The sequence below is a fragment of the Corynebacterium sp. TAE3-ERU2 genome (assembly GCF_019209955.1).
Classification (GTDB): Bacteria; Actinomycetota; Actinomycetes; order Mycobacteriales; family Mycobacteriaceae; genus Corynebacterium; species Corynebacterium megadyptis.
In genome coordinates this window covers 171,343-191,331 of the sequence record NZ_JAHUTL010000005.1, presented here as the reverse complement: position 1 = coordinate 191,331, position 19,989 = coordinate 171,343, and the positions used below count along the sequence as shown (strand labels likewise).

Below are 19,989 nucleotides of genomic sequence, written 5' to 3'. Positions count from 1 at the left end.
CATTCTTTATGGCTGCTCCACGACACTGCCACGAGGCTCTCAGTCCCTAGTTCTGTCTCGGCCCAGCGTGAGCGGGCTGCACTGTGCTGGTCCTCGGGGTGGGAAGGGGCGTCGATAAGCGCGAAACAGGAAGGTAAAAACTCGTGTGGTGATTTTCCCGGGCAGACCGGTGCGGAGATATTAGAATCAATCTCTGCATTATTATCGTGACCTGAAAGATTTGTGCATGTCGATTATGATGACCGCCGAGTTTCATTATGCGCTCGACGCGATCCGCGCGGGGAAAAATGTACTCATTAGCGGAAAACCCGGAAGCGGTAAATCCACGCTGCTCAGCCTCTATCTCGAGCACCTCGATCCTTCCACCAATGCGGGAGCAGACTTCGTTCCCACGGTGATGGTGACTGCGCCGACGAACGTGGCCGCCCACAGGGTGCATGGCTACACCATCCATAAGGTCTTTGGGTTCCGGCCGAATATGGGGCCCGAGGATGTTGCTTCTGGTGGGGCATGGAACCCCTCGCAAGCGGTACAGGACACGCTGCGCGCCATCGACGTGTTGGTCGTGGATGAGATCTCCATGGTGCGGGCCGATCACTTTGACATGATGGACCGAGCGCTGCGCCTGGTGCGGGAGAACAAGCAACCCTTTGGTGGCGTGCAGTTGGTGCTCGTGGGGGATGAGCTGCAGCTGCCGCCTGTTGTCCGAGCCAGTGAACGGGAGCGTTTTCTTGAGCGCTGGGCCACCCCGTATTTCTTCTCTGCAGTGGTGTATCCGGCGCTGCAACTGGAGCGGATCACCCTGAGCAAAGTCTGGCGCCACACCGACGCAACTTTTGTGGAGATCCTCAACCAGATGCGCGAAGGATCTGCGGGCCCACGGGTGCTGGCCGCGCTGAACACCCTCGTGGATCATGACGCGGGGGATACGGGGGAGTGGGTGACGCTGAGCTCCTATAGCCGCCGAGTAAACAAGATCAATAAACAGCAGCTTAAGAAGCTAGAGGGGCCGCTTCTCGTCTCCCGCGCGCACTACGAGGGCAACGCCAGAGAAAACTCGTTCAATGGCGTAGAAGAACTACGCTATGGCCGTGGCATGCGGGTCCGGGTGCTCATCGACGATCCGGAGGGGCGTTTTTACAACGGTAGTTTCGGCACCGTCACCCATGCCACGCAGACAACGATTACGGTGCGTCTTGATCACTCGGAAGAGACCGTGGAGTTTCAGCGCCATCGCTGGGAGGTGACGCGACCGGCGGTGAAGGATGGCCGACTGTGCGCGGAATCGACGGGCAGTGTCACGCAATTCCCGCTCGTGGCGGGCTGGGCAATGACCGTGTATCAAGCACAGGGAACAACTATTCCTCGTTGCGTCATAGACGTCCACGAGAATATGGGCGCCAACGGGCAGTTGTATGCGGCGCTGTCGCGGGCAGTGGACATGGAGCATCTGCGCTTTAGCAGCCCAGTGACTCCACAGCACCTGCAGGCCAGCAACGCGGTGATGCGGCGAGTGCGACGAGACATCAGCCCCCGCATTAATCCCGAACGCCTTGTGTTCATCGCCTTCGACGGAGTGAGCCTGGGTATTACCGATCGCATCGCCCGCATGCACGTGGTGATCGCGAAAAAGGGCAAGATCGTGGCGGACTTCGGGAGCTGGATCAACCCCAACTGCGATCTCGGGGAGTTCGGCAGCCGCATGAACGTGCCGCCACGCGGGCTCGCCCTAGCCCCCGATCTCAGCGACTTCTGGCCGCTGCTGCTACGCCAAGCCGCAGGTGGGTTAGCGGTCGGAGACCGCCTAGCCGTACTCGAGCGGGTCATACGCCATCAAGAGCGCGGTCTCGCCGTCAACCTCGGCGTGGGCTACGACTGCGCCGACTTGGGTATCACGCTCGAAAAAACCAGCCTGCGCGATCGCTGCCTAGAGATGTACGAGCACCACAAGCGCAAGGGCATGGCCATCGAACGCGGTGTGCTTGTACCTCCAGCCAACCCGCACACCGAAGGCGCGGTGTACCAGCCGGTCTGGGCCGAGCAGCAGCCGATGAAACTCGACCAGGACCACGCCACCGATTCCGATAACGCCTGGGCCAGCTGCTTCGGCGGCACCACCAAAGCGAAGGATGCCAAAGAGGTGGTAGAAACCGCCGAGCTGCTTTCTGCATGGGCGATCTCGCGCGGGGTGTGGGACTATGCCCTTCGCCGAGAAGTCCTCGATCGAACCCGCCCGAATACCCGCGCGAAGATCGAGCTGCCCGAGGTAGATCCACGCACCGTCGACCTCGACAGCGTGCTCGTGCCCGGCACCCGGGTGGCGTTTAGCGGCTGCGGCTACAACAGCGAGGATGAGCGCACCGACAGCGACTTCGAGAAACTCTGCACAGCCCATGATCTCGAGCACCGCTGGGGCGTATCCCGCAAAAAGTGCGACGTTCTCATCGTCGGCGACCCTAGCTCCACCTCCCGCAAAGCCAAGCGCGCCCGCGAGTTTGGTCTCCCGATCATTGATCTCGCGGCTTTCGATAGCTGGTGCGACAACACTACTCAAGCGCCCAGTGAGGCGACTGGGGCTGACGTTCCCACGCAGAAAGAAGCCGAGAACGAGACCAGTGCGCACGAGCCTGCCTGGGATGGCGACTGGGACGAGGAAGAGAGTAACTGGGGCGAGGAGTGGGACGCTGCTCCGCTCAGCGAGATGGCCGCGGCGGAGACAGAGCCAGCCACCAGTGCCGCCGATGCGAATACGGACGATGATCCCGCCACCCGTAGCGAGAACGCAGGAAAAGCAGCCACCCCAGACACGCCGCGGCAGCGGGTCCTCAGCCCGCAGGAAGCCGCCGAGCTGCTTGATAGCGGGGCACGTGTGGCGTTTCGCGGCTCCACCTACGTTCATGGAGAACTCCGGCCGCACGGGGCTGTGCTCGATGAGCTGTGCCTGCTGCTCGGTTTGGAATATAAACAAGCCGTGTCCAAAACCCGCTGCGACGCTCTCGTGAGCGATGACCTCGATTCGGACGACGGCAAAAACTCCCTCGCCCTGCGCTATGGCACACCGCTCATCCTCGCCCGAGACTTCACCGCATGGGCGGAGAAGAAACTCGATGATGAGCCAGAGCTGATCGATAACGTCGAGGATCTCGACGACGACACATTCCTGGACGCCCTTGCCCGCGGCGAGCTCGTTCACTCGTGGGAGGACAGCGCCCCAGAGTTCACCTACGCCACCGCAGCGTGGGACTTCGCCCCGGCATGGGACGCACTCTCGGAGGCAGAAGACGCATTCGAGGAGGAGACCACCCACGCTCAGGGCACACACTTCCGGGCCGAACCCGAGACGCCGTGGGGAAGCGAGGAAGCACTCCGCGAGGACCCAGCTAGCGCGGACTGGACAGCTGAGAATGCGATGTCTGAGGGGTCGATGTCTGAGCGCATGGACCTTGGCGGCGTCGTACCTAGTGGCGACGCCTCTAGCTCCTCGATGCGCAGCAGCTTCAACAGCGCCACGTCGTTGAGCGGCGAGCAGACCAGCGACACCGATAAGGATGACGCCATGGTTGGCAGCCACGGCGGCGCCGACACCCCCGAGGGCAAAGAACCCTTCGCTGCGATGCTCGCCAGACTCCAAGCGGAGAACAACCCTAGCGACACCACGCCTCGATCGCGATCGCGCCGGGCTGTCTCCGATCAAGAGGACGAGACGCATCAGCCGGCCGAGGCGGAGGGAGACGATAGTCAGTGGACCGCGGAACCCTTCGCTGACACGCTGCGAATGCAGCCCGATACGCACCTGGCCGAGGACAATGATGATGAGGACTCGGACTGGGATGAGTGGGAAGATGACGCCGCCACCCCTGATACCGAGGACAACGGGGAAGCCCGAGACGCCGACGCCGACGAGGATGCGGACAGGAACGAGTGGAACGCCGGCGGATTCGACAAGGAAGACGATAAAGACGATAGCGACGACGCCGTCGTGGAGGGGAAAGAGAAAAAGAAAGAAGCGCTCGAGAAGGACGGTGACGACGAGCCGTACGAGAAGAAGCAAGCCCAGGCCCACGCCGCAGCTATCCCTGAAGAGCAGCAGCGCGCAGCGGAACCCAACGAAACTACGCTCCAACGGCGACAGCGCAAACACAAGTCTGCGTTGAAGCGGATGTGGGCGACGCTAAAGTGGGGGATCGCCATAATGATCATTGGAGTGACTGCCGCTGCGTTTGAGTGGACTCGAGTGCAGGATATCGCCGCTGGCATCTTGATGCTGCTGATTCTGCTCTTCGCTCTGTTCACCCTCCAATGGATCATCCGTTTGTGCGCGTTGGGGGCCGCGAAACTCAGCGCCGATGACTCCGCAGAGGAGGCGACATCCCCGCCCGCAGAGAAAGACAACTCCCAAGGACAGTGGTCGAGCGGCGGCGCCTAAGCGCAGCGCCAGGCAGGGGTGAACCCCGCCGTTGCGGCGCTGGGAGGACGGGTCTTATACTCGGAGCTAACAGCAGAGCACGTACCACCGCCCTGCTGGAACTAAAAAACACCCCCACGGTGTTGCAGCACTGTGAGGGTGCCGGGTACATGACCCTAGGTGAAGATCGCTACGGCGAGCTTCACGATAGCGGTCAAGAAGCGTAGAACCTCGGTAGCCAGCGTCAGTTTCTTAGACCGGCTGGCACCGGGGTTTTCTTCGTCTCGACCGGGCGTGCGTTCCGGCGTTGAAGCCAATAGCACCTCCTTTCTCTCGCTGTGATCCTCTCGCCAAGCAGTGCTGCGCGAGGTACTCACGATCGCGCGCGGGTACACCGCGCAGCGACGAAAGAAGCCGTCCCCGTGAGAGGACGGAGCCGAGTGCGATTCTAGCGCGGTCACCACTACGTGCGCCCCAGCCGGCTCGGCGCCTGCTCGCTCACGACATCGAGGGGCTCATGCCAGAATGGCGTACATGGTCACGCAGAACAGCACCGCGCTTCAGGCGCTGCGCGGGCGTATTCCGGTGGGGGAGTATGCCTTTCCCGGCCCTCTGAGAGATCAGTTGGTGGCGGCCATTATGGATGGCCGGAAAACGACCACCACGGGCCTTGTGGTGGAGTACGAGCGCGAGGGCATAGATCCGCTGCAGTTGCTCGGCGGCTATGAGCTGGTAGTTGATAGCGCGGATCAGCCGGTGTGTGTCACCCGTACCACCTCGGTGCGGATAGTGCCGCTGCACCAGGTGGATCTGCAGCACTGCCGCGATGAAGGGGAGGGCTATGACAGTGTGGCTGAGTGGGAGCACGCCCACCGCGAGTTCTGGGAATCGGAGGAATTCCGCGCGGAGCTGGGGGCTGCGGGCTTATCGCTTGACGCGCACACCCCGGTAGTGCTGCTGCGTTTCGAGGTGATCGACCCAGAGGACGTTCTCATCTAGCGGCGCATAACGGGGGTGATCTCGCTTAGCCGACGCTCGTCGGGCACACTGGCAGCTATGTGGTTTGATTCGTGGTTTCCCATTATCCGGGCACTCGCCGTGGGCACGGCCAGCTATGTCACCTTGCTGTTTTTCCTGCGCATAGCAGGGGCACGCTCGCTGGCGAAGCTCAACGCCTTTGACTTCCTTGTGACCGTGGCCATCGGCTCGATCCTCTCGACCGCGATGGTGACGAAGGATCTCAGCTACGCCACCGGCATTGTGGCTATCGCCATTTTGCTTACGCTGCAATACGTCGTGGCCAAAGTCATCCGTCACTCCAGGACGCTGCGCGAGATCGTCACCGCCGATGCGATCGTGGTGGTGCGCGACGGGGTGATGCTCGATGCGGGCATGAAGAAGGCGCGTGTGGGTACGGCCGATATCTACCAGGCGGCGCGCTCGGCGGGCCGCGGTGATCTCAGCCAGATCGCGGCGATGATTGTGGAAACCGATGGCACGATCTCTGTGATCACCACCGATGCTGTGGGCTCTGGTGAGGCACTCACCGCCATGGATGCGTGGAAATAGCAGCGCGTCACGGCGTTCCGCGGCACCCACCGGCGCCTTTAAAGGCCGCTAGGCGCAGCTTGGCGCTACTAAGCGTCGCTAAGCGACTTAGGCGCCGAGCTTGCGCACGGAGTTGATCATGGGGATCTGGGCGGGCACGCGGGCGAAGGCGAGTGCTTTGAGCAGCGGCTTTTTATTCCGCCAATCCCAGGCCATCTTCATATTCGCCGGCCACACCGCCGCCAAGAAGACAGCAGCGGCCGGAGCCACCAGCTTGTTCTGATAGGGGCGCAGGCTGGGTGCGAGAGTGGTGGCGGCAATAGCGCCGGCGAGTGCCAACTCGGCGACGCCGCTGGCGTAGGTCCACTGGCGCTTGGTGCCGGGCACAGCTTCAGGCACGATGGCATCGAAGTTGTGCGGGTGCACAAAGTGCAGGGTTCCGGCGAGACCAAACACGCTCGCCCACACGCCAGAACGCAGCGGCGAGTTCGGCATGGAGTCGGAGGAACAGCGGCACGGGAGATTCTTAAAACAGCTCACGTCTACCTAGTCTAGGCCGTGCATGTCCGCGTTCAGCGACATGATGCCGCCCGCGAGCCGCCGCGAGCCACCACACCACCACCTAGGTGGTGCTGGTGGACCAGGTGTGCACCGGCTCCCCGGATTTCTGGTTGCGGAGATAGGCCTTGAGCATCTGGGTGATGGCCGCGCGCCGCACCGGTGAATCCGGGGTGTTGAGGGAGTCGCTATGCGTCTCGACGGCGGTGCGCGAGCGTGTGCCCTCGGCCATGATGGTCGCGGCTGCATCGTCGAGGGCGGCCAGCTGCCACGTGGCACCATTCTGGCGGGTGCGGGCGCGCCCTTCGATAATGCCGAGGTAGCGGTCGATCAGTGCGGGGTCTACGTGCAGGTTCTTCAGACCCTGTTCGGCCTGGGGGAGCAGATGCTCGGTGACTAGCTCGGAGACGTGGATGGTGCCGAGGGTGGGCCAGGTCATGTTGGCGTGGAGGCCATTGCGGGCGCCGGCGAAGAAGTTGCGTTCGGCATCCTCGAAGGTCAGGCGCGACCACACGGGGCGGGTCTGATCGGCGAGGAACTTCACCATGCCGTAGTAGAAGGCGGCATCGGCCACGATATCGGCCACCGTGGGCCCGGCCGGCAAGAGGCGGTTTTCCACGCGGATGTGTGCCAGCTCGGTATTGGGATCGTAGATGGGCCTGTTCCAGCGCCAAATGGTGCCATTTTGCATGCTCAGGTAGTGCAGCCCGGGTTTGCCATCGGTCACCACGGGGGTGCCGGCCTCGAGGCGGTCCTCGGGCAGCAATGGCGAAAAGTAGCGCACATTCTCCTCGAAGAGGTCGAAGGCGCTGGTAATCCAGCGTTCGCCAAACCAGACACGCGGGCGCACACCCTGATGAATCAGCTCCGGGGTGCGAGTGTCGATGGACTGCTCAAACACGGGGATACGGGATTCGTGCCAGAGCTTATGGCCTGCGAAAAGCGGGGAGTTGGCGCTGAGTGCGGTCTGCACCCCGGCAATGGCTTGGGAGGCATTCCACGCATCGGCGAAGCGATCCGGCGCCACCTGCAGATGCAGCTGGATGGAGGTGCAGGTGGATTCGGGGGCGATATCCTCGAATTCCTCGTTATAGGATTCTTGGCGCTCCAGCTCAATGCGGACGAGCTCGCCGCGGGATTCGACGATGCTATTGGATAGCGCCTTATAGCGATTCTCGGGGGTCATCCAGGAAGGCCCGCGCAGAAAATCGGTGCTCACGCTCGGCAGGGTGCCGACCATCGCCACCTCTGCGCCGGCTGTGGCCGCGGCCTTGCGCACGGTTTCGAGGCGCTCAGTGAGCCCATCGGCCAGCTGCTGCAGCCCCGTGCCCGCGATGGACAGCGGCGGATGATTCAGCTCAACGTTATAGGCCCCGATCTCGGACTGGTACTCATCGGAGAGCTCGGCGAGCACCGCGTCATTGCACAGCGTCGGCTGCATCTTCTCATCGACGAGGTTGAGCTCAAGCTCCAGCCCGATGGTGCCTTCGTTGATGAACTCCGCGTCTTGGAGGTGGCGGTCAAACACCTCCAGATCATCCATGAGGCGTTGGCGATAGCGCGTGCGCTGTCGCGGCGTGTAGGTCTCATTACTTACTGCATCACCCATGCTGCCCCATCATAGTTATAGTTTTTTGAATCTATCGGCCAGCTGCGCTGCCGCCGCTTATCGACGCTTCTCTGGCCCCACCAGCCCCACAGCCCTAGGGCACCTCTCGGTGGAGCGATTAGCAGGTTCACTCAGAAAATGTGGCGTTTCCCCCACAATGTGGGTACTGGTTAGCTCTGTCACCTGTAAAGGGTACGGGGGTGACGATATATCGGGCTCTACGCTGCGGATTCTTCTGTGACCTGCGGCGATGATCGTGCTACCCCACGCTATGTACGTATCTGCATAAAGCTGTAAAGAACGCCTATTCAGCGCTCATTGTGGTCAATACTCTCAGGTCTAAGACACCGCTCCCACGCTTGACGTGCGAAGATGCGCCGATAGTTGATGGGCGTCTTCGGTTCTCAACACGGGATAGGGTCGGCCCGCCGGCTACCCGCATTGTGAGGGGGAGTGTGTCGAAAAAACAACGGTGCATACACCTGCTGATCTCCTCAGGCGGTGGGTATCGCGCCGTATCACCGTCCACTGCGAGTTGTAGAGGCGAGACATACATCATGAAAACTAGGCGAATCACACCCCCGCTCTACGGCCGGAAGCGCCGTGTTGCCATCCGCTCTGCCATTGTGCTGGTGCTTGTTGCACCGCTTCTGGTGGCAGCCGCATGGATGTGGTCCATGTGGGATCCCTCGCACTTCCTCGATGACGTGCAGATCGCCCTAGTCAATGAGGACGAAGGCACCACCCAGGATGGGCAGCAGGTGAACTTTGGCGACGACATTGAAAAGGGGCTGGTGGAGACCAGCTACCTCAATGTGGACTCGATCTCGGCAGAGGCGGCCAGCACGGGGATGAAAGAAAGCGTCTATGTGGCCACCATCTCCATTCCCCGTGATTTCTCGAAACAGGTGGCCACGGTGATTGATGATCAACCCCACCAGGCCGAGGTGGTGATCTCCTATAACGACCACTACGGCACCAATACGCCGCTGCTGACCGCGGGGCTGATCCCCGGCATCCAAGCCGGTATCCAGGCCGGCATCACCGAGGGCTATTCCAGCGAGATCCTCACGGGCATGAACCAGCTCGGCGATGGCCTCAATGAGGCCGCCGATGGCGCGGTGCAGCTCGATGATGGTGCCGCCATGCTCAAAGATGGCACCGAGCAGGGGATCGACGGCGCCCACCAGCTCAAGGACGGCACCGCCCAAGTGCGCGATGGCGCCGCCCAACTCGATGATGGCATGGCCCAGCTGCTCGATGGCACTGGCCAGCTCGGCGCTGGTGCGGCCCAGATTGATGCCGGCGTGGGCCAGCTGACCGATAAGCTCATCCCGCTGGCACGCCAGGCCGGTGCGGCCGCCGAGCAGCTACGGCCCATGATCTCGGTACTGCATACTGTGCAGCTGCACAAGGAGGCCGCGAAGCTCGAGGAGATCGTCTCCGGGCTCGACAATAACAACCCCGAGGGGCTCGCCAATCAGCTGCAGTTGCTGAAAAACGGCACGGCGGAGATGAGCTATAACCTGAATAATCCCCAGGCCCCGTATCTTTCCGGTGTGCTGCAACTCAAGGACGGCACGGGGCAGCTGCGTTCCGGCTCGGTGGAGCTCGACGATGGCATGGGGCAGATGCTCGATGGCACCTATCAGCTTGACGACGGCGTCCGCCAGCTCAAAGACGGCACCGGCCAGCTGCGCACCGGCCTGGTCGATGGCGCCGCACAGGCACCTACGATCAGCAATATCGCGGCCTCCTCGCAGCAGATGGCGGTGCCCGTGGTGTACTCCCAGGACTACCGCAACCCCGTCCAGGAGCTGCAGGATCTTAATGATCCCACCTCCAAGCAGCTCTCCGGTGGCGTGACCTTCATCCTCATCTTGGTCTTCGGCATCCTCATGATGGTGCTGGTGAGTATGCTCGCCCCGCATATTCTGGGTCGTCATTCGGAGCGCCGCCCGCTCTGGCAGGTGCTCAGTGGCTTCGGACTCGTCGCTGCTGCGAATACTGCGTTGCTCTTCCTCCTCACCTGGTTGGGCACCCTGCTCGGCTTTAGCGTGCAGCACCGCGCCGCCTTCGCCCTCGGCCTGGTGATCCTCGCTGTCAATGGCACCGCATTCTTCCAGCTGCTGCGCATCGCCTTCGGCCGGCTCATCGGCGGCACCCTGGCGCTGGGATTCTTCGCCTACGGCGTCTTCAGCTTCGGTGGCGTCTGGCCCATCCAGCTCACGCCGAAGCCGCTGCGCCTGCTGCACGATATTCACCCCATGACCTATGCGCGCAACCTCTTCATCGGTGGCGTGGAAGGCGATACCGGGGCGATGTATCTCAGCGCCGCGTTCCTGCTGCTGGTCATGACGGTGCTGTGCCTTATCATCTCCGTTCTCATCCTCCGCTACCGGCAGCGCCCGGCCGTGATGGAGGCCGAGGAGGATACAGAGCCCGAGCTTGTCGACGCCCGCTAAAGCGGCACCCAGACGCCCCGTAGCATCGACTACGGGGCGGATGCGTCTTCGCTATAGCAGCAGGGGTGTGTGGCCTGCGAGAAGGCGTCGATAAGCGTAAAAAACACCCCTCCCTGTGCAACCACGGGGAGGGGTGAATCGGGGTTTAAGGGGTGGGGATGAGGTAGAAGCCGGCGTTGCGGGCAACCGAGTAGGTGATGGGCAATAGATCGAAGCGGTCCCCATCGGCGTAGACGGGCATATTCGGCATCTCGATGCGGATCTCCTCCGCACGATACTGGTGCACACCCTCGACGCTGCGGATATTGCCGGTGTAGATGCGCGGGAACTTCTTCGCCACGTTGTAGCGGTTCATCCTTCCCAATACCGTGAGATCCAGCAGGCCATCGCTGTGGAGAGCATCGGGGCAGATCTTCATGCCGCCGCCATAGGAGCGGGTATTGCCCACGGCGGCAAGAGTGATCGGCTCGTCGATCTCCAGCGTGCCGTCGAGGTAGATCTTCGACGGAATGGAATGGAAGTGGAGGAATTCGAGCAGAATCGCCACCACATAGCGGGCCGAGCCCTTGGGCCAGGAGATGGTATTGGTGCGCTCGGTGACGATCGAGTCGAAGCCTTGGGTCACGCAGGTGCCAAAGAAGCGCTCGCGGCCGCTATCGGTGCGCATCACGCCGAGATCGGTGCGCAGGCACACCCCGCGGGCGATGAGCTCGGCGGCTTTCTCCGGATCCAGCGGCAGCCCGTATTCGCGGGCGTGATCATTACCCGTGCCCGCCGGAATGATACCCAGCGGCACATCGGTGGTGGCCTGGGCCTGCAGGGCGAGATTGATCAGCCCATCGCCGCCGCAGACCACCAGCGCATCCACCCCGGAGGCCACGGCCTCCTGGGCCAGCTCGGCGGAGGCGGCGGGAGTAGCGCCCGAGATGCTCACCACATCGATACCGAGCTCGTTGAAGCGACGCTCCGCGATGGCACTTTTCGCCTTTGCCACGCCCTTGCCGGCGGCAGGATTGGTTAGGAGCGCTACCCGGGAAATCTCTCGTTGGTAGATCGCGATCTCATTCATGGCAGCAGCTTTCCTGGGTTTAAGATGCCGGCCGGATCGAGGTGGCTCTTGATCGCGCGCAGCACGCCAAGGCCCATCTCGCCGACTTCCTTGTCCATGAAGCCCGCGTGATCCTTGCCCACCGCATGGTGGTGGGTGATGGTGCCGCCATGATCGGTGATGGCCTGCAGGATTGCGCGCTTGGCGGTGCCCCACTGTTGGAGTGGCTGATCGTTCTGTGCACCAAGGATGGTGAAATACAGCGAGCAGCCATTGGCGTAGACGTGGGAGACGTGGCAGAGCACAAGCGCCACTGAATCGCCATCGCCGAGGGAGGCGGTGACAGCGGCCGTGACGGCCTTCTTCAGCGCCGGCACGTTGCTCCACGTGGTGGCCGTTTCGAAGGTTTCGCAGAGCACACCGGCATCGAGCAGTGCATCACGCAGCACAGGCGCGCCAAAGCGGCCCTTTTCCCACTTGCGCACGGGGGCTTCTCCGACGGAGGTGGCGCCCATCGATAGCAAGAGGTTGCGGGTTTCCTCATGGCGGGAGGCCACATGCTCCCGGGTGCCCTCGTACATGGTCAGGCACAGGCAGCCGTGCGGGGCGGCGGCATCGGACTCGCCGATCGCGTCGGTGGAGGTGAGGTTGGTGGCGGATTCGATCTCATCGGAGAGGCGAATCACGGTGGGGCCGGTGCCCTGTTGTTCCACCGCCCGTACCCCGGCGACGCCGTGGGCGAAGTCCTCGAAGACGAAGGCCTCGTACGCCTTGGCCTCGGGGATGGGGTGCACCTTCAGCCGTACCTTGGTGATCACGCCGAAGGCGCCCTCGGAGCCGAGGAAGATCTCCTTGATGTCCGGGCCGGCGGCCGAGGCCGGGGCGGCGTCGCCAACGGTGGTGATGCCGGTGGGGGTGACGACCTCCATCGAGGCCACCATCTCATCGAAGCGGCCATAGCCGGCAGAGTTTTGCCCCGAGGAGCGGGTGGCGGCGAAACCGCCAATGGTGGCGTAGGGGAAGGACTGCGGGAAGTGTCCGAGCTGCAGGCCATGCTCGGCTAGGGCGATCTCGGCGTGGGGGCCGGACATGCCCGCGCCCAGGGTGGCCTCGCCGCTGATGGGATCCACATCCTCGATGGCGTCGAAGCGCGCCAGATCGAGGCTGAGCACGGCGTCGAAGTCACCGCGCAGCGGGGAGACGCCGCCGACCACGGAGGTGCCGCCGCCGAAGGGAACCACGGCCACGCGCTCGTTCGTGCACCACTGCAGGATCGCCAGCACCTCGTCGTTGCTGGCCGGGGCGATCACGGCATCGGGGACATCGATCACGGCATCCTCGCGCCAATCGAGGAGGTCAAAGTAGGACTTGCCGCGGGCCCGCGGGATGCGCTGCTCGCGATCTTGGGTGACATAGCCGGCGCCGACGATCGCGGCGAGCTGCTCGATCTGGGCCTCGCTCAGCGCGGACTCGGTGATCTTCACATCCGGCTGGGCGGGGGCTGGTCGGGGAGTGGTGGAACCGACAACCTTGCTCACCAGCGACTGCAGGTTCGCGCTGAGAGGCTTGGCTTCCTGTTCAGTACCCCAGATGGAAAAGGACATGGGGGGAGTGGGCAGAGTGTTCATATCGCTCACGCTACAAGCGCGTTCGGGGGCCCGAAAGAGGGTGTAGCAGCCAAAAGGCGTCGTAGAGCGGGGTGTGTAAAGTTCACCCCTGCATGCAGGGATGCTGCCTGAACTGCGGCGATGGGCTGGCCGGAGGTGAGCGGCTAAAAGATGTAAAGCGGGAGTTGTTGACACCCCCGTAGCTGCGTCGGCGAGAATGAAGCCATGGGGATCGATATTGACCAAGCGATTATGCAGGCCGCCCGCGAGCTCGTGCTCGAGGCGGGCATTCGCGGTACCACCATGTCCGCAGTGGCCCGCGGGGCCAAGATTTCGCGCCCCACGCTCTATGCGCGCTTCTCCGGCAAGGACGCCGTGATCAGCAAGCTGCTCACCCACGAATTGATCGAGGTCACGATGTCGCTGCAGCGGCAGCCCGCCACCGGCCCGCAGCTGGTAGAGGCTCTGCTGGATGCGGCCCGGATGGTGGCCGTGCACCCCGTGATCACCACCATCGTGGAGGAGCAGCCCGAGCTGCTGGGAACCTATTTCTTCCGGCGGCTCGGCGAGTCGCAGATCAGGATCATCGCCATCCTCGAGCAGGTGATCGAGCGCGTGCAGCAGCAGGCGCCCGAGACCATCTGCCAGCGCAATGCGCACGCCCTGGCCACCATGTGCTGCTCGATTCTGCAGCACTCCGCATTAAGCTCCCGCATCTTCGCGCCGATTCTTCGCGCGCACCAGCCCAGCAGCACCTGGGACCAAGAATTGAGAATCATCCTAGAAGGGTACGTACTGCCATGAACACTGCCTTAAACGCAGCTCGTCGTGCGGAGGATATTGCCTATCTCAAAGACAACCCCGCAGATATTGATCTCGTGGTTATCGGCGGTGGCATCACCGGCGCCGGTATCGCGCTCGACGCCGCCACCCGCGGCCTGAAAACCGTGCTGCTCGAGCGGCGCGACCTCGGTTTCGGCACCTCCCGCTGGTCCTCCAAGCTGGCCCACGGGGGCCTGCGCTATCTCGCCAAGTTCGAGATCGGCATTGCGCTGCACTCCGCCAAGGAGCGCGGCCTGCTCATGGAGCACAACGCCCCGCACCTGGTGCGGGCACTGCCGCAGGTGGCCCTGCTGGGCGCAGACACCAATCTGGTACAAAAGGCGGCCATGCGCCTGGGCTTTATCGCCGGCGATATGCTGCGCATTGCAGCCGGCACCAGCTCCGCGGTGCTGCCGCGCTCCCGCTACGCCTCCAAGAAAGAAACCCTCAAGCTGTGTCCCACCGCATCGCAGGAGAAACTCCGCGGCTCCTGGGTGAACTATGACGGGCAGATGATCGATGATGCCCGCATCGTTACTGCCGTGGCGCGCACCGCCGCCGGCGAAGGCGCGCGCATTATCACCCAGGCCGAAGTGGTGCAGGCCCACGGCACCGGGGTGACCGTGCGCGATGTGCTCGATGGCTCCGAGTTCAGCATCTCCGCCCGCGCGGTGGTCAATGCCACCGGTGTGTGGGCTGGGGCAGTGGATCCGGAGATCACCATCCGCCCCTCCCGCGGCACCCACATCGTGGTGGACGCTGCCACCCTCGGCAATCCCACTGGCGCGCTCACCGTGCCGCTGCCTGGGTCTATCTCCCGCTATGTGTTCTTGCTGCCGCAACAATTCGGCCGCGTCTACATTGGCCTGACCGACGAGGACACCCCCGGTCCGATTCCGGATGTGCCGCCCACCCCGGAGGAGGATATCGAGTTCATTCTCCACGCCATCAACCGCGGCCTGGGCACCGCGCTCACCCGCGAGGACGTCATCGGCGCATTCACGGGGCTGCGCCCGCTCATCGACGCCGGCGGGGATGGCAACACCGCGGATCTCTCCCGCCGCCACAGCACCATCGAGGCCCCCACCGGGCTCATCTCGATCGTCGGCGGCAAATACACCGAGTTCCGCCTCATGGCCGAGGAAGCCATCGATGAGATCCTGCGCCGCAAGGGGCTGCGCGCCGGCCCCTGCCGCACCCACACCCTGCCCTATGTGGGCGCTCCCACCCATCCCGATATGCTGCGAGTGACCGCAGCCGAGCTGGAGGGCCTGCCCGCCTCGCTGGTGGAGCGCTATGGCTATGAGGCCCCCACGGTGGTGGCGGCGGCCCCGATCGAGCGCCCGCTGGACCGGGTGGCCGGGCTGGATATCACCCGCGCCGAGATCGCCTTCGCCCTCACCCACGAAGGGGCGCTAACGGTGGAGGATATCCTCGACCGCCGCACCCGCATCGGCCTCGTGGAACGTGACCGCGAGGCAGCCTATGAAGAAGTGAGCAGCATTGTTGAGGCAGTGCATGCAGGACAAGAAAAGGACTAAACCATGACCCTGTCTCAACGCGTGACCCGCCTGAGCACCCACGGCATCGCCCGCTTGCTCTCCTGGGCCCAGGTGAATAAGCCCGGGCTGGTGGCCAAGGCCATCCAGCTGGCGATTGCCCGCTCCCACTCTACGAAGAAGGCGGCGGCGCATCAGCCCACCCCGCGCTCTGCGGGCCTTGCGGCCGCAGCCCAGGCGGCGGGGGTGCCCGAGCCGGTGCACTTCGAGCGCACCAGCGGCATCGCGGCCGCCTCCGCCATCGCCGCCATCACACCCGCCCAGGGCGAACAGCTCGCGCACAGCTGCTAGCCGCACCTTATATATACGGTCGAGACACCACGGCCCGTCCCGCTCTCCCTGCGAGAAAGCTGGGGCGGGCCGCGTGGCGTTGTCGGCGGCAGCGGCGTCTGCGCCCGGCGCGGCGGATGGCTGCTGGCACCAGGGCGGCGTCGATAAGCGTGCGAGCCCCGCGCACTATGCCCGCTGCGAGTGGCGCGGTGCTTATAGTGGGGGAGTTAATTCTGATCGATCCCAGTGAACGTCCAAGGAGACTCTGCCACCATGACCATTCGAGAGGTTCGTTTATTCGGCGATCCCGTGCTGCGCAGCCGCGCCGATGAGATCACCACCTTCGATAGCGCGCTGCGTACCCTGGCCGAGGACATGCTCGAGACTATGGAGGAACACCACGGGGTGGGCTTGGCGGCGAATCAGGTGGGGATTCTGCAGCGCATCTTTGTCTACGATTGCTCCCACGAGACGGAGGGCGCCCGCGGGGTCGTCATTAATCCGCAGTGGGAGGCCCTCGATGAGGACACCGAATTAGGTAATGAAGGCTGCCTCTCCATTCCGGGGGTGCATAAGGATGTCGAGCGCGCCGCCCGTATCCGCTGCACCGGGCAGGATCTTGAGGGTAAGGAGATCAGCTTCGAGGCCACGGGGCTGCTCGCCCGCTGTGTGCAGCACGAAACCGATCACCTCGACGGCGTGCTCTTCCTCTCCCGCCTCAGCCCCGCGCTGCGCAAGGAGGCCATGGCCGAGATCCGCGCCTCCGAGTGGTTCTAGCAGCGGCATCGTTTCCCGCTGCACTATGCTTATCGACGCATCACTGCCCATCTTCGCGAGCTTGTCAAAGGACATCCCCTCACCCCATGCGCCTAGTATTTGCCGGCACCCCCGAACCCGCCGTCGTGGCCCTCAGCAGGCTGCTTGACTCCGACCACGAGGTCGTTGCCGTGATCACCCAGCCGGACGCCCAGCGCGGTCGCGGCAAGAAACTCAGCCCCTCGCCCGTTGCAGCCCTCGCCGAAAAACGCGGCATCGAGGTGCTTAAACCCGCCACGTTGAAGTCCGATAGTGAGGATGGTGCGGCTGTGCGCCAGCGCCTCGCGGAGCTGGCGCCGGATTGTATTCCGGTGGTGGCCTATGGCCAGCTCATCCCCGGCGATATGCTCGAGTCGGCCCCGCACGGCTGGGTGAATCTGCACTTTTCGGTGCTGCCGGCCTGGCGTGGCGCGGCCCCTGTGCAATCCGCGATTCTGCACGGCGACGACATCACCGGCGCCTCCACTTTCCGCATTGAAGAAGGCTTGGATACCGGCCCGGTGCTCGGCACCCTCACTCAGCGCATTGGCCCGCGCGATAATGCCGATGATCTGCTCACCACCCTCGCCTATGCCGGGGCGGAGCTGCTCGTCGCCACCATGGATGGCCTGGAAGCCGGCGCTATCGAGGCCCGGGCCCAGCAGGGCGAGCCCAGCTATGCGCCGAAGATCAGCACCCAGGATGCCAAGCTGGATCTCAGCCAGCCGGCTATCGCCGTCGACCGCGCCATTCGCGCCTTCACCCCGGCGCCGGGTGCTTGGGTGCTCGATGCGGCCGAGAAGCGAGTCAAGATTGGTGCTGCCCGTATCGCCGAGGAGGCGGATGCTGCGCCCACGCTGGCGCCGGGGGCGGTAGAGCTGAGCAAAAAAGCTGTATTCCTCGGCACCGGCACCACGCCGCTAGTGGTGGAGAAAGTGCAACTACCGGGCAAGAAAATGATGGAGGCCACCGCGTGGGCGCGCGGGGTGCAGGCAGCAGACGCAGAAGGGATGCAGTGGCGATGAGTAGCAGTGGTGGATTCCGTTCCCGTGCGAAGAAAGGGTCGCGTTCGACGAAGCGGGGTGCTGACCGCGGCGAGCAGCGTGGCGGTCGGGGCGAGCGCCGTGATCGCGGGTCGGTGGTCTCGCACTCCCGTGATGCTGGGCGCGGGCGTGAGCACCAGCGCCGCCGCGGCGGCCAGCAGACATCAGGCGGGCTTAGTCCCCGCCAGCAGGTGAAGAACCTGCGGGCCAATGAGGTGGATCTGGCGCGCATCGTGGCGCTGCAGACACTCATGGCGGTGCGCCGCGATCAGGCCTATGCCAATCTGCTGCTGCCGAATCTGCTGCGCGAGCAGAAGCTCTCCGGCCGTGACGCCGCCTTTGCCACCGAGTTGGCCTATGGCAGCCTCCGGGCCCGCGGTGTGCTGGACGCGATCGTCTCCCGCGCCGCTGCACGGCCGCTCAAAGACATCACCCCCGAGTTGCTCGCCGTCCTGGAATTGGGCACCTATCAGCTGCTTTATACCCGCGTGGAACCGCACGCGGCGATCGATACCTCGGTGCGCATGGCCCGCGGCTTGGGCCATGAGCGCGCCACCGGTTTCATCAACGGCACCCTGCGCACCATCAGCCGCTCCAGTCTCGAGCAGTGGCTGGATGATGCCGGGCCGAACATGGGTGTCGCCCGCACCGCCTTCCGCGCCCAGCACCCCACGTGGATCGCTCGCTCCTTCGCGGCGGCGCTGGGGCTGGATGCCGAGGGCCAGGCGGCGGAACTCGAGGAGGCCTTGGCGGCCAACTCGGAGCGGCCCACCGTGCACCTAGTGGCCAAGCCGGGGCTGATGAGTGCTGAGGAATTGGCCTTGATCAGCGGCGGCGAGGAGGGCGCCTATAGCCCTTATGCCGTCTACCTGCCCGGGGGTGACCCGGCGGAGTGCCCGCCGGTGCAGGAGAAGCTGGCCGCCGTGCAGGACGAGGGCAGCCAGCTCATTGGCCGCGCCCTTACCGAGGCCCCGCTGCTGGGCGAGGATAGCGGCCGCTGGCTGGATCTCTGCGCCGGCCCCGGCGGCAAGGCGGCCCTGATTGCCGCGATTGCTGGTATCGATGGCGCCGCCGTGGACGCGGTGGAGCCGGCCCCGCACCGCGCGAAGCTGGTGCGCACCGCCACCGAGGGGCTGCCGGTCACTGTCCATGAAGCCGATGGTCGGGACCCAGGGCTACGCCCTGGCTATGACCGCATCCTCGTCGACGCCCCCTGCTCGGGGCTGGGCTCTTTACGACGCCGCCCCGAAGCCCGCTGGACCAAATCGGAGAGCGATATCGCCGAGCTCACCGCCCTGCAATCGGAGCTGCTGGATTCTGCCGCTCACTTGGTCCGGGAGGGGGGAGTGATCCTCTATTCCACCTGCTCTCCGGATCTGCGCGAGACCCGAGAGATCGTGGATAGGGCGCTGCGGGAGCACCCGGAGCTGGAAGAGCTGGATGTACGGCCCCTGCTGGCGCCCATGGAGCAGGTGGGCGAGTACCTCTCGGCACACATGTGGCCGCACCGTCATGGCACCGACGCGATGTTCTGCGCGGTGCTGCGCAAAAAGAGTGTGTCCTAAGGGTGTCGTATGATCGAGGCATGAGTACCCCGATCATCGCCCCCTCTATTCTTGCCGCCGATTTCACCGCCCTCGGTGCGGAGATTGATCGCGTGGCCAACGCCGATTGGCTGCACGTGGACATCATGGATGGCCACTTTGTGCCCAACCTCTCCTTCGGTCCCGGTGTGACCGCCAATGTCAACGATCACACCGATACCCACCTCGATGTGCACTTGATGATCGAGCGCCCCGAGGCCTGGATCGACACCTACGTCAAGGCCGGCGCCGACTGCATTATTTTCCACGTCGAGGCCGTGGACGATCCCGTGGCCGTGGCCCGCCAGATTCGAGCCCACGGGGTCAAGGCTGGATTCTCCCTGCGGCCTGGCACCCCCATTGAACCGCTGCTCAGCGAGCTCGAGCACTTCGATCTCGTGCTGGTGATGAGCGTGGAGCCCGGCTTCGGCGGCCAGTCCTTCATGCCGGAGCAGCTGGAGAAGGTGCGCGCCCTGCGGGCGGAGATCGACTCCCGCGGTCTATCCACTCTCATCGAGATCGATGGCGGTATCGGCGCCGGCACCATCGAGCAGGCCGCGGCCGCAGGCTGCGATGCCTTCGTGGCCGGCTCCGCCGTCTTTGGGGCCGAAGACCCCGGAGCAGAGGTGGATCGGCTCCGCGAGCTGGCCGCTGGCGCCCGCTAAACCACCGCGCCG

At 64.1% G+C, this 19,989-nt stretch carries 15 protein-coding genes; 11 read left to right on the top strand and 4 right to left on the bottom strand.

Going from position 1 to position 19,989, the window contains the following annotated elements:
• Positions 1–226: 226 nt before the first annotated feature.
• The 3 genes from KRX12_RS08560 to KRX12_RS08550 all read left to right on the top strand — a co-directional run bounded on the left by KRX12_RS08560 (position 227) and on the right by KRX12_RS08550 (position 5,974).
• Positions 227–4,426: an AAA family ATPase gene (locus tag KRX12_RS08560; RefSeq protein ID WP_218366352.1), complete on the top strand. Its 4,200-nt coding sequence runs from the start codon at positions 227–229 to the stop codon at positions 4,424–4,426.
• 513 nt (positions 4,427–4,939) lie between these two features.
• A complete protein-coding gene (locus KRX12_RS08555) occupies positions 4,940–5,404 on the top strand; it encodes an ASCH domain-containing protein (protein ID WP_255550176.1) in 465 nt (154 codons plus the stop codon).
• Between the two features lie 57 nt (positions 5,405–5,461).
• A complete protein-coding gene (locus tag KRX12_RS08550; RefSeq protein ID WP_218366350.1) occupies positions 5,462–5,974 on the top strand; it encodes a DUF421 domain-containing protein in 513 nt (170 codons plus the stop codon).
• An 87-nt stretch (positions 5,975–6,061) separates the two neighbouring features.
• Here the strand turns inward: KRX12_RS08550 and KRX12_RS08545 are convergent, their stop codons facing one another.
• A complete protein-coding gene (locus KRX12_RS08545; protein ID WP_370625115.1) occupies positions 6,062–6,493 on the bottom strand; it encodes a hypothetical protein in 432 nt (143 codons plus the stop codon).
• 82 nt (positions 6,494–6,575) lie between these two features.
• The gene (locus KRX12_RS08540; RefSeq protein ID WP_218366349.1) at positions 6,576–8,120 is read right to left on the bottom strand and encodes a glutamate-cysteine ligase family protein; all 1,545 of its coding nucleotides are present in this window, start codon (positions 8,118–8,120) and stop codon (positions 6,576–6,578) included.
• A gap of 557 nt (positions 8,121–8,677) precedes the next feature.
• Here KRX12_RS08540 and KRX12_RS08535 point away from each other — a divergent pair.
• Entirely contained in the window at positions 8,678–10,585 is a 1,908-nt protein-coding gene (locus KRX12_RS08535; protein WP_218366348.1) for a YhgE/Pip family protein, read from the top strand.
• A 145-nt stretch (positions 10,586–10,730) separates the two neighbouring features.
• Here KRX12_RS08535 and KRX12_RS08530 read toward each other — a convergent pair whose 3' ends face one another.
• Complete coding sequence (locus tag KRX12_RS08530) at positions 10,731–11,654, bottom strand: diacylglycerol kinase (RefSeq protein WP_218363307.1); 924 nt, start codon at positions 11,652–11,654, stop codon at positions 10,731–10,733.
• Complete coding sequence (locus KRX12_RS08525) at positions 11,651–13,237, bottom strand: FAD-binding oxidoreductase (RefSeq protein WP_218366398.1); 1,587 nt, start codon at positions 13,235–13,237, stop codon at positions 11,651–11,653. The genes KRX12_RS08530 and KRX12_RS08525 overlap by 4 nt, the downstream gene beginning before the upstream one ends.
• A 228-nt stretch (positions 13,238–13,465) precedes the next feature.
• On the opposite strand from KRX12_RS08525, the gene KRX12_RS08520 reads away from it, so the two are divergent.
• From KRX12_RS08520 to rpe, 7 genes are all read left to right on the top strand, one after another.
• Positions 13,466–14,044, top strand: coding sequence for a TetR/AcrR family transcriptional regulator (locus tag KRX12_RS08520; RefSeq protein ID WP_218366347.1), 579 nt, complete (start codon positions 13,466–13,468; stop codon positions 14,042–14,044).
• Entirely contained in the window at positions 14,041–15,603 is a 1,563-nt protein-coding gene (locus tag KRX12_RS08515) for a glycerol-3-phosphate dehydrogenase/oxidase (protein WP_218366346.1), read from the top strand. The genes KRX12_RS08520 and KRX12_RS08515 overlap by 4 nt, the downstream gene beginning before the upstream one ends.
• 3 nt (positions 15,604–15,606) lie before the next feature.
• On the top strand, positions 15,607–15,912 hold the full coding sequence (locus KRX12_RS08510) for a hypothetical protein (protein ID WP_218363304.1): 306 nt from the start codon (positions 15,607–15,609) through the stop codon (positions 15,910–15,912).
• A 252-nt stretch (positions 15,913–16,164) separates the two neighbouring features.
• Positions 16,165–16,668, top strand: a complete 504-nt coding sequence (gene def, locus KRX12_RS08505) for a peptide deformylase (protein ID WP_218363303.1) — start codon at positions 16,165–16,167, stop codon at positions 16,666–16,668.
• A gap of 86 nt (positions 16,669–16,754) precedes the next feature.
• The gene (gene fmt, locus KRX12_RS08500; protein ID WP_218366345.1) at positions 16,755–17,711 is read left to right on the top strand and encodes a methionyl-tRNA formyltransferase; all 957 of its coding nucleotides are present in this window, start codon (positions 16,755–16,757) and stop codon (positions 17,709–17,711) included.
• Positions 17,708–19,294, top strand: coding sequence for an RsmB/NOP family class I SAM-dependent RNA methyltransferase (locus KRX12_RS08495; RefSeq protein WP_218366344.1), 1,587 nt, complete (start codon positions 17,708–17,710; stop codon positions 19,292–19,294). Before fmt ends, KRX12_RS08495 begins: the two co-directional genes overlap by 4 nt.
• A gap of 20 nt (positions 19,295–19,314) precedes the next feature.
• A complete protein-coding gene (gene rpe / locus KRX12_RS08490) occupies positions 19,315–19,977 on the top strand; it encodes a ribulose-phosphate 3-epimerase (RefSeq protein ID WP_151528718.1) in 663 nt (220 codons plus the stop codon).
• Positions 19,978–19,989 lie beyond the last annotated feature (12 nt).

Bases quoted from the DNA above. Each gene is read 5' to 3' on its own strand.
- KRX12_RS08560 (WP_218366352.1), top strand. From the start codon at position 227: ATGTCGATTATGATGACCGCCGAGTTTCATTATGCGCTCGACGCGATC.
- KRX12_RS08555 (WP_255550176.1), top strand. From the start codon at position 4,940: ATGGTCACGCAGAACAGCACCGCGCTTCAGGCGCTGCGCGGGCGTATT.
- KRX12_RS08550 (WP_218366350.1), top strand. From the start codon at position 5,462: ATGTGGTTTGATTCGTGGTTTCCCATTATCCGGGCACTCGCCGTGGGC.
- KRX12_RS08540 (WP_218366349.1), bottom strand. From the start codon at position 8,120: ATGGGTGATGCAGTAAGTAATGAGACCTACACGCCGCGACAGCGCACG.
- KRX12_RS08535 (WP_218366348.1), top strand. From the start codon at position 8,678: ATGAAAACTAGGCGAATCACACCCCCGCTCTACGGCCGGAAGCGCCGT.
- KRX12_RS08530 (WP_218363307.1), bottom strand. From the start codon at position 11,654: ATGAATGAGATCGCGATCTACCAACGAGAGATTTCCCGGGTAGCGCTC.
- KRX12_RS08525 (WP_218366398.1), bottom strand. From the start codon at position 13,237: ATGTCCTTTTCCATCTGGGGTACTGAACAGGAAGCCAAGCCTCTCAGC.
- KRX12_RS08520 (WP_218366347.1), top strand. From the start codon at position 13,466: ATGGGGATCGATATTGACCAAGCGATTATGCAGGCCGCCCGCGAGCTC.
- KRX12_RS08515 (WP_218366346.1), top strand. From the start codon at position 14,041: ATGAACACTGCCTTAAACGCAGCTCGTCGTGCGGAGGATATTGCCTAT.
- KRX12_RS08510 (WP_218363304.1), top strand. From the start codon at position 15,607: ATGACCCTGTCTCAACGCGTGACCCGCCTGAGCACCCACGGCATCGCC.
- def (WP_218363303.1), top strand. From the start codon at position 16,165: ATGACCATTCGAGAGGTTCGTTTATTCGGCGATCCCGTGCTGCGCAGC.
- fmt (WP_218366345.1), top strand. From the start codon at position 16,755: ATGCGCCTAGTATTTGCCGGCACCCCCGAACCCGCCGTCGTGGCCCTC.
- KRX12_RS08495 (WP_218366344.1), top strand. From the start codon at position 17,708: ATGAGTAGCAGTGGTGGATTCCGTTCCCGTGCGAAGAAAGGGTCGCGT.
- rpe (WP_151528718.1), top strand. From the start codon at position 19,315: ATGAGTACCCCGATCATCGCCCCCTCTATTCTTGCCGCCGATTTCACC.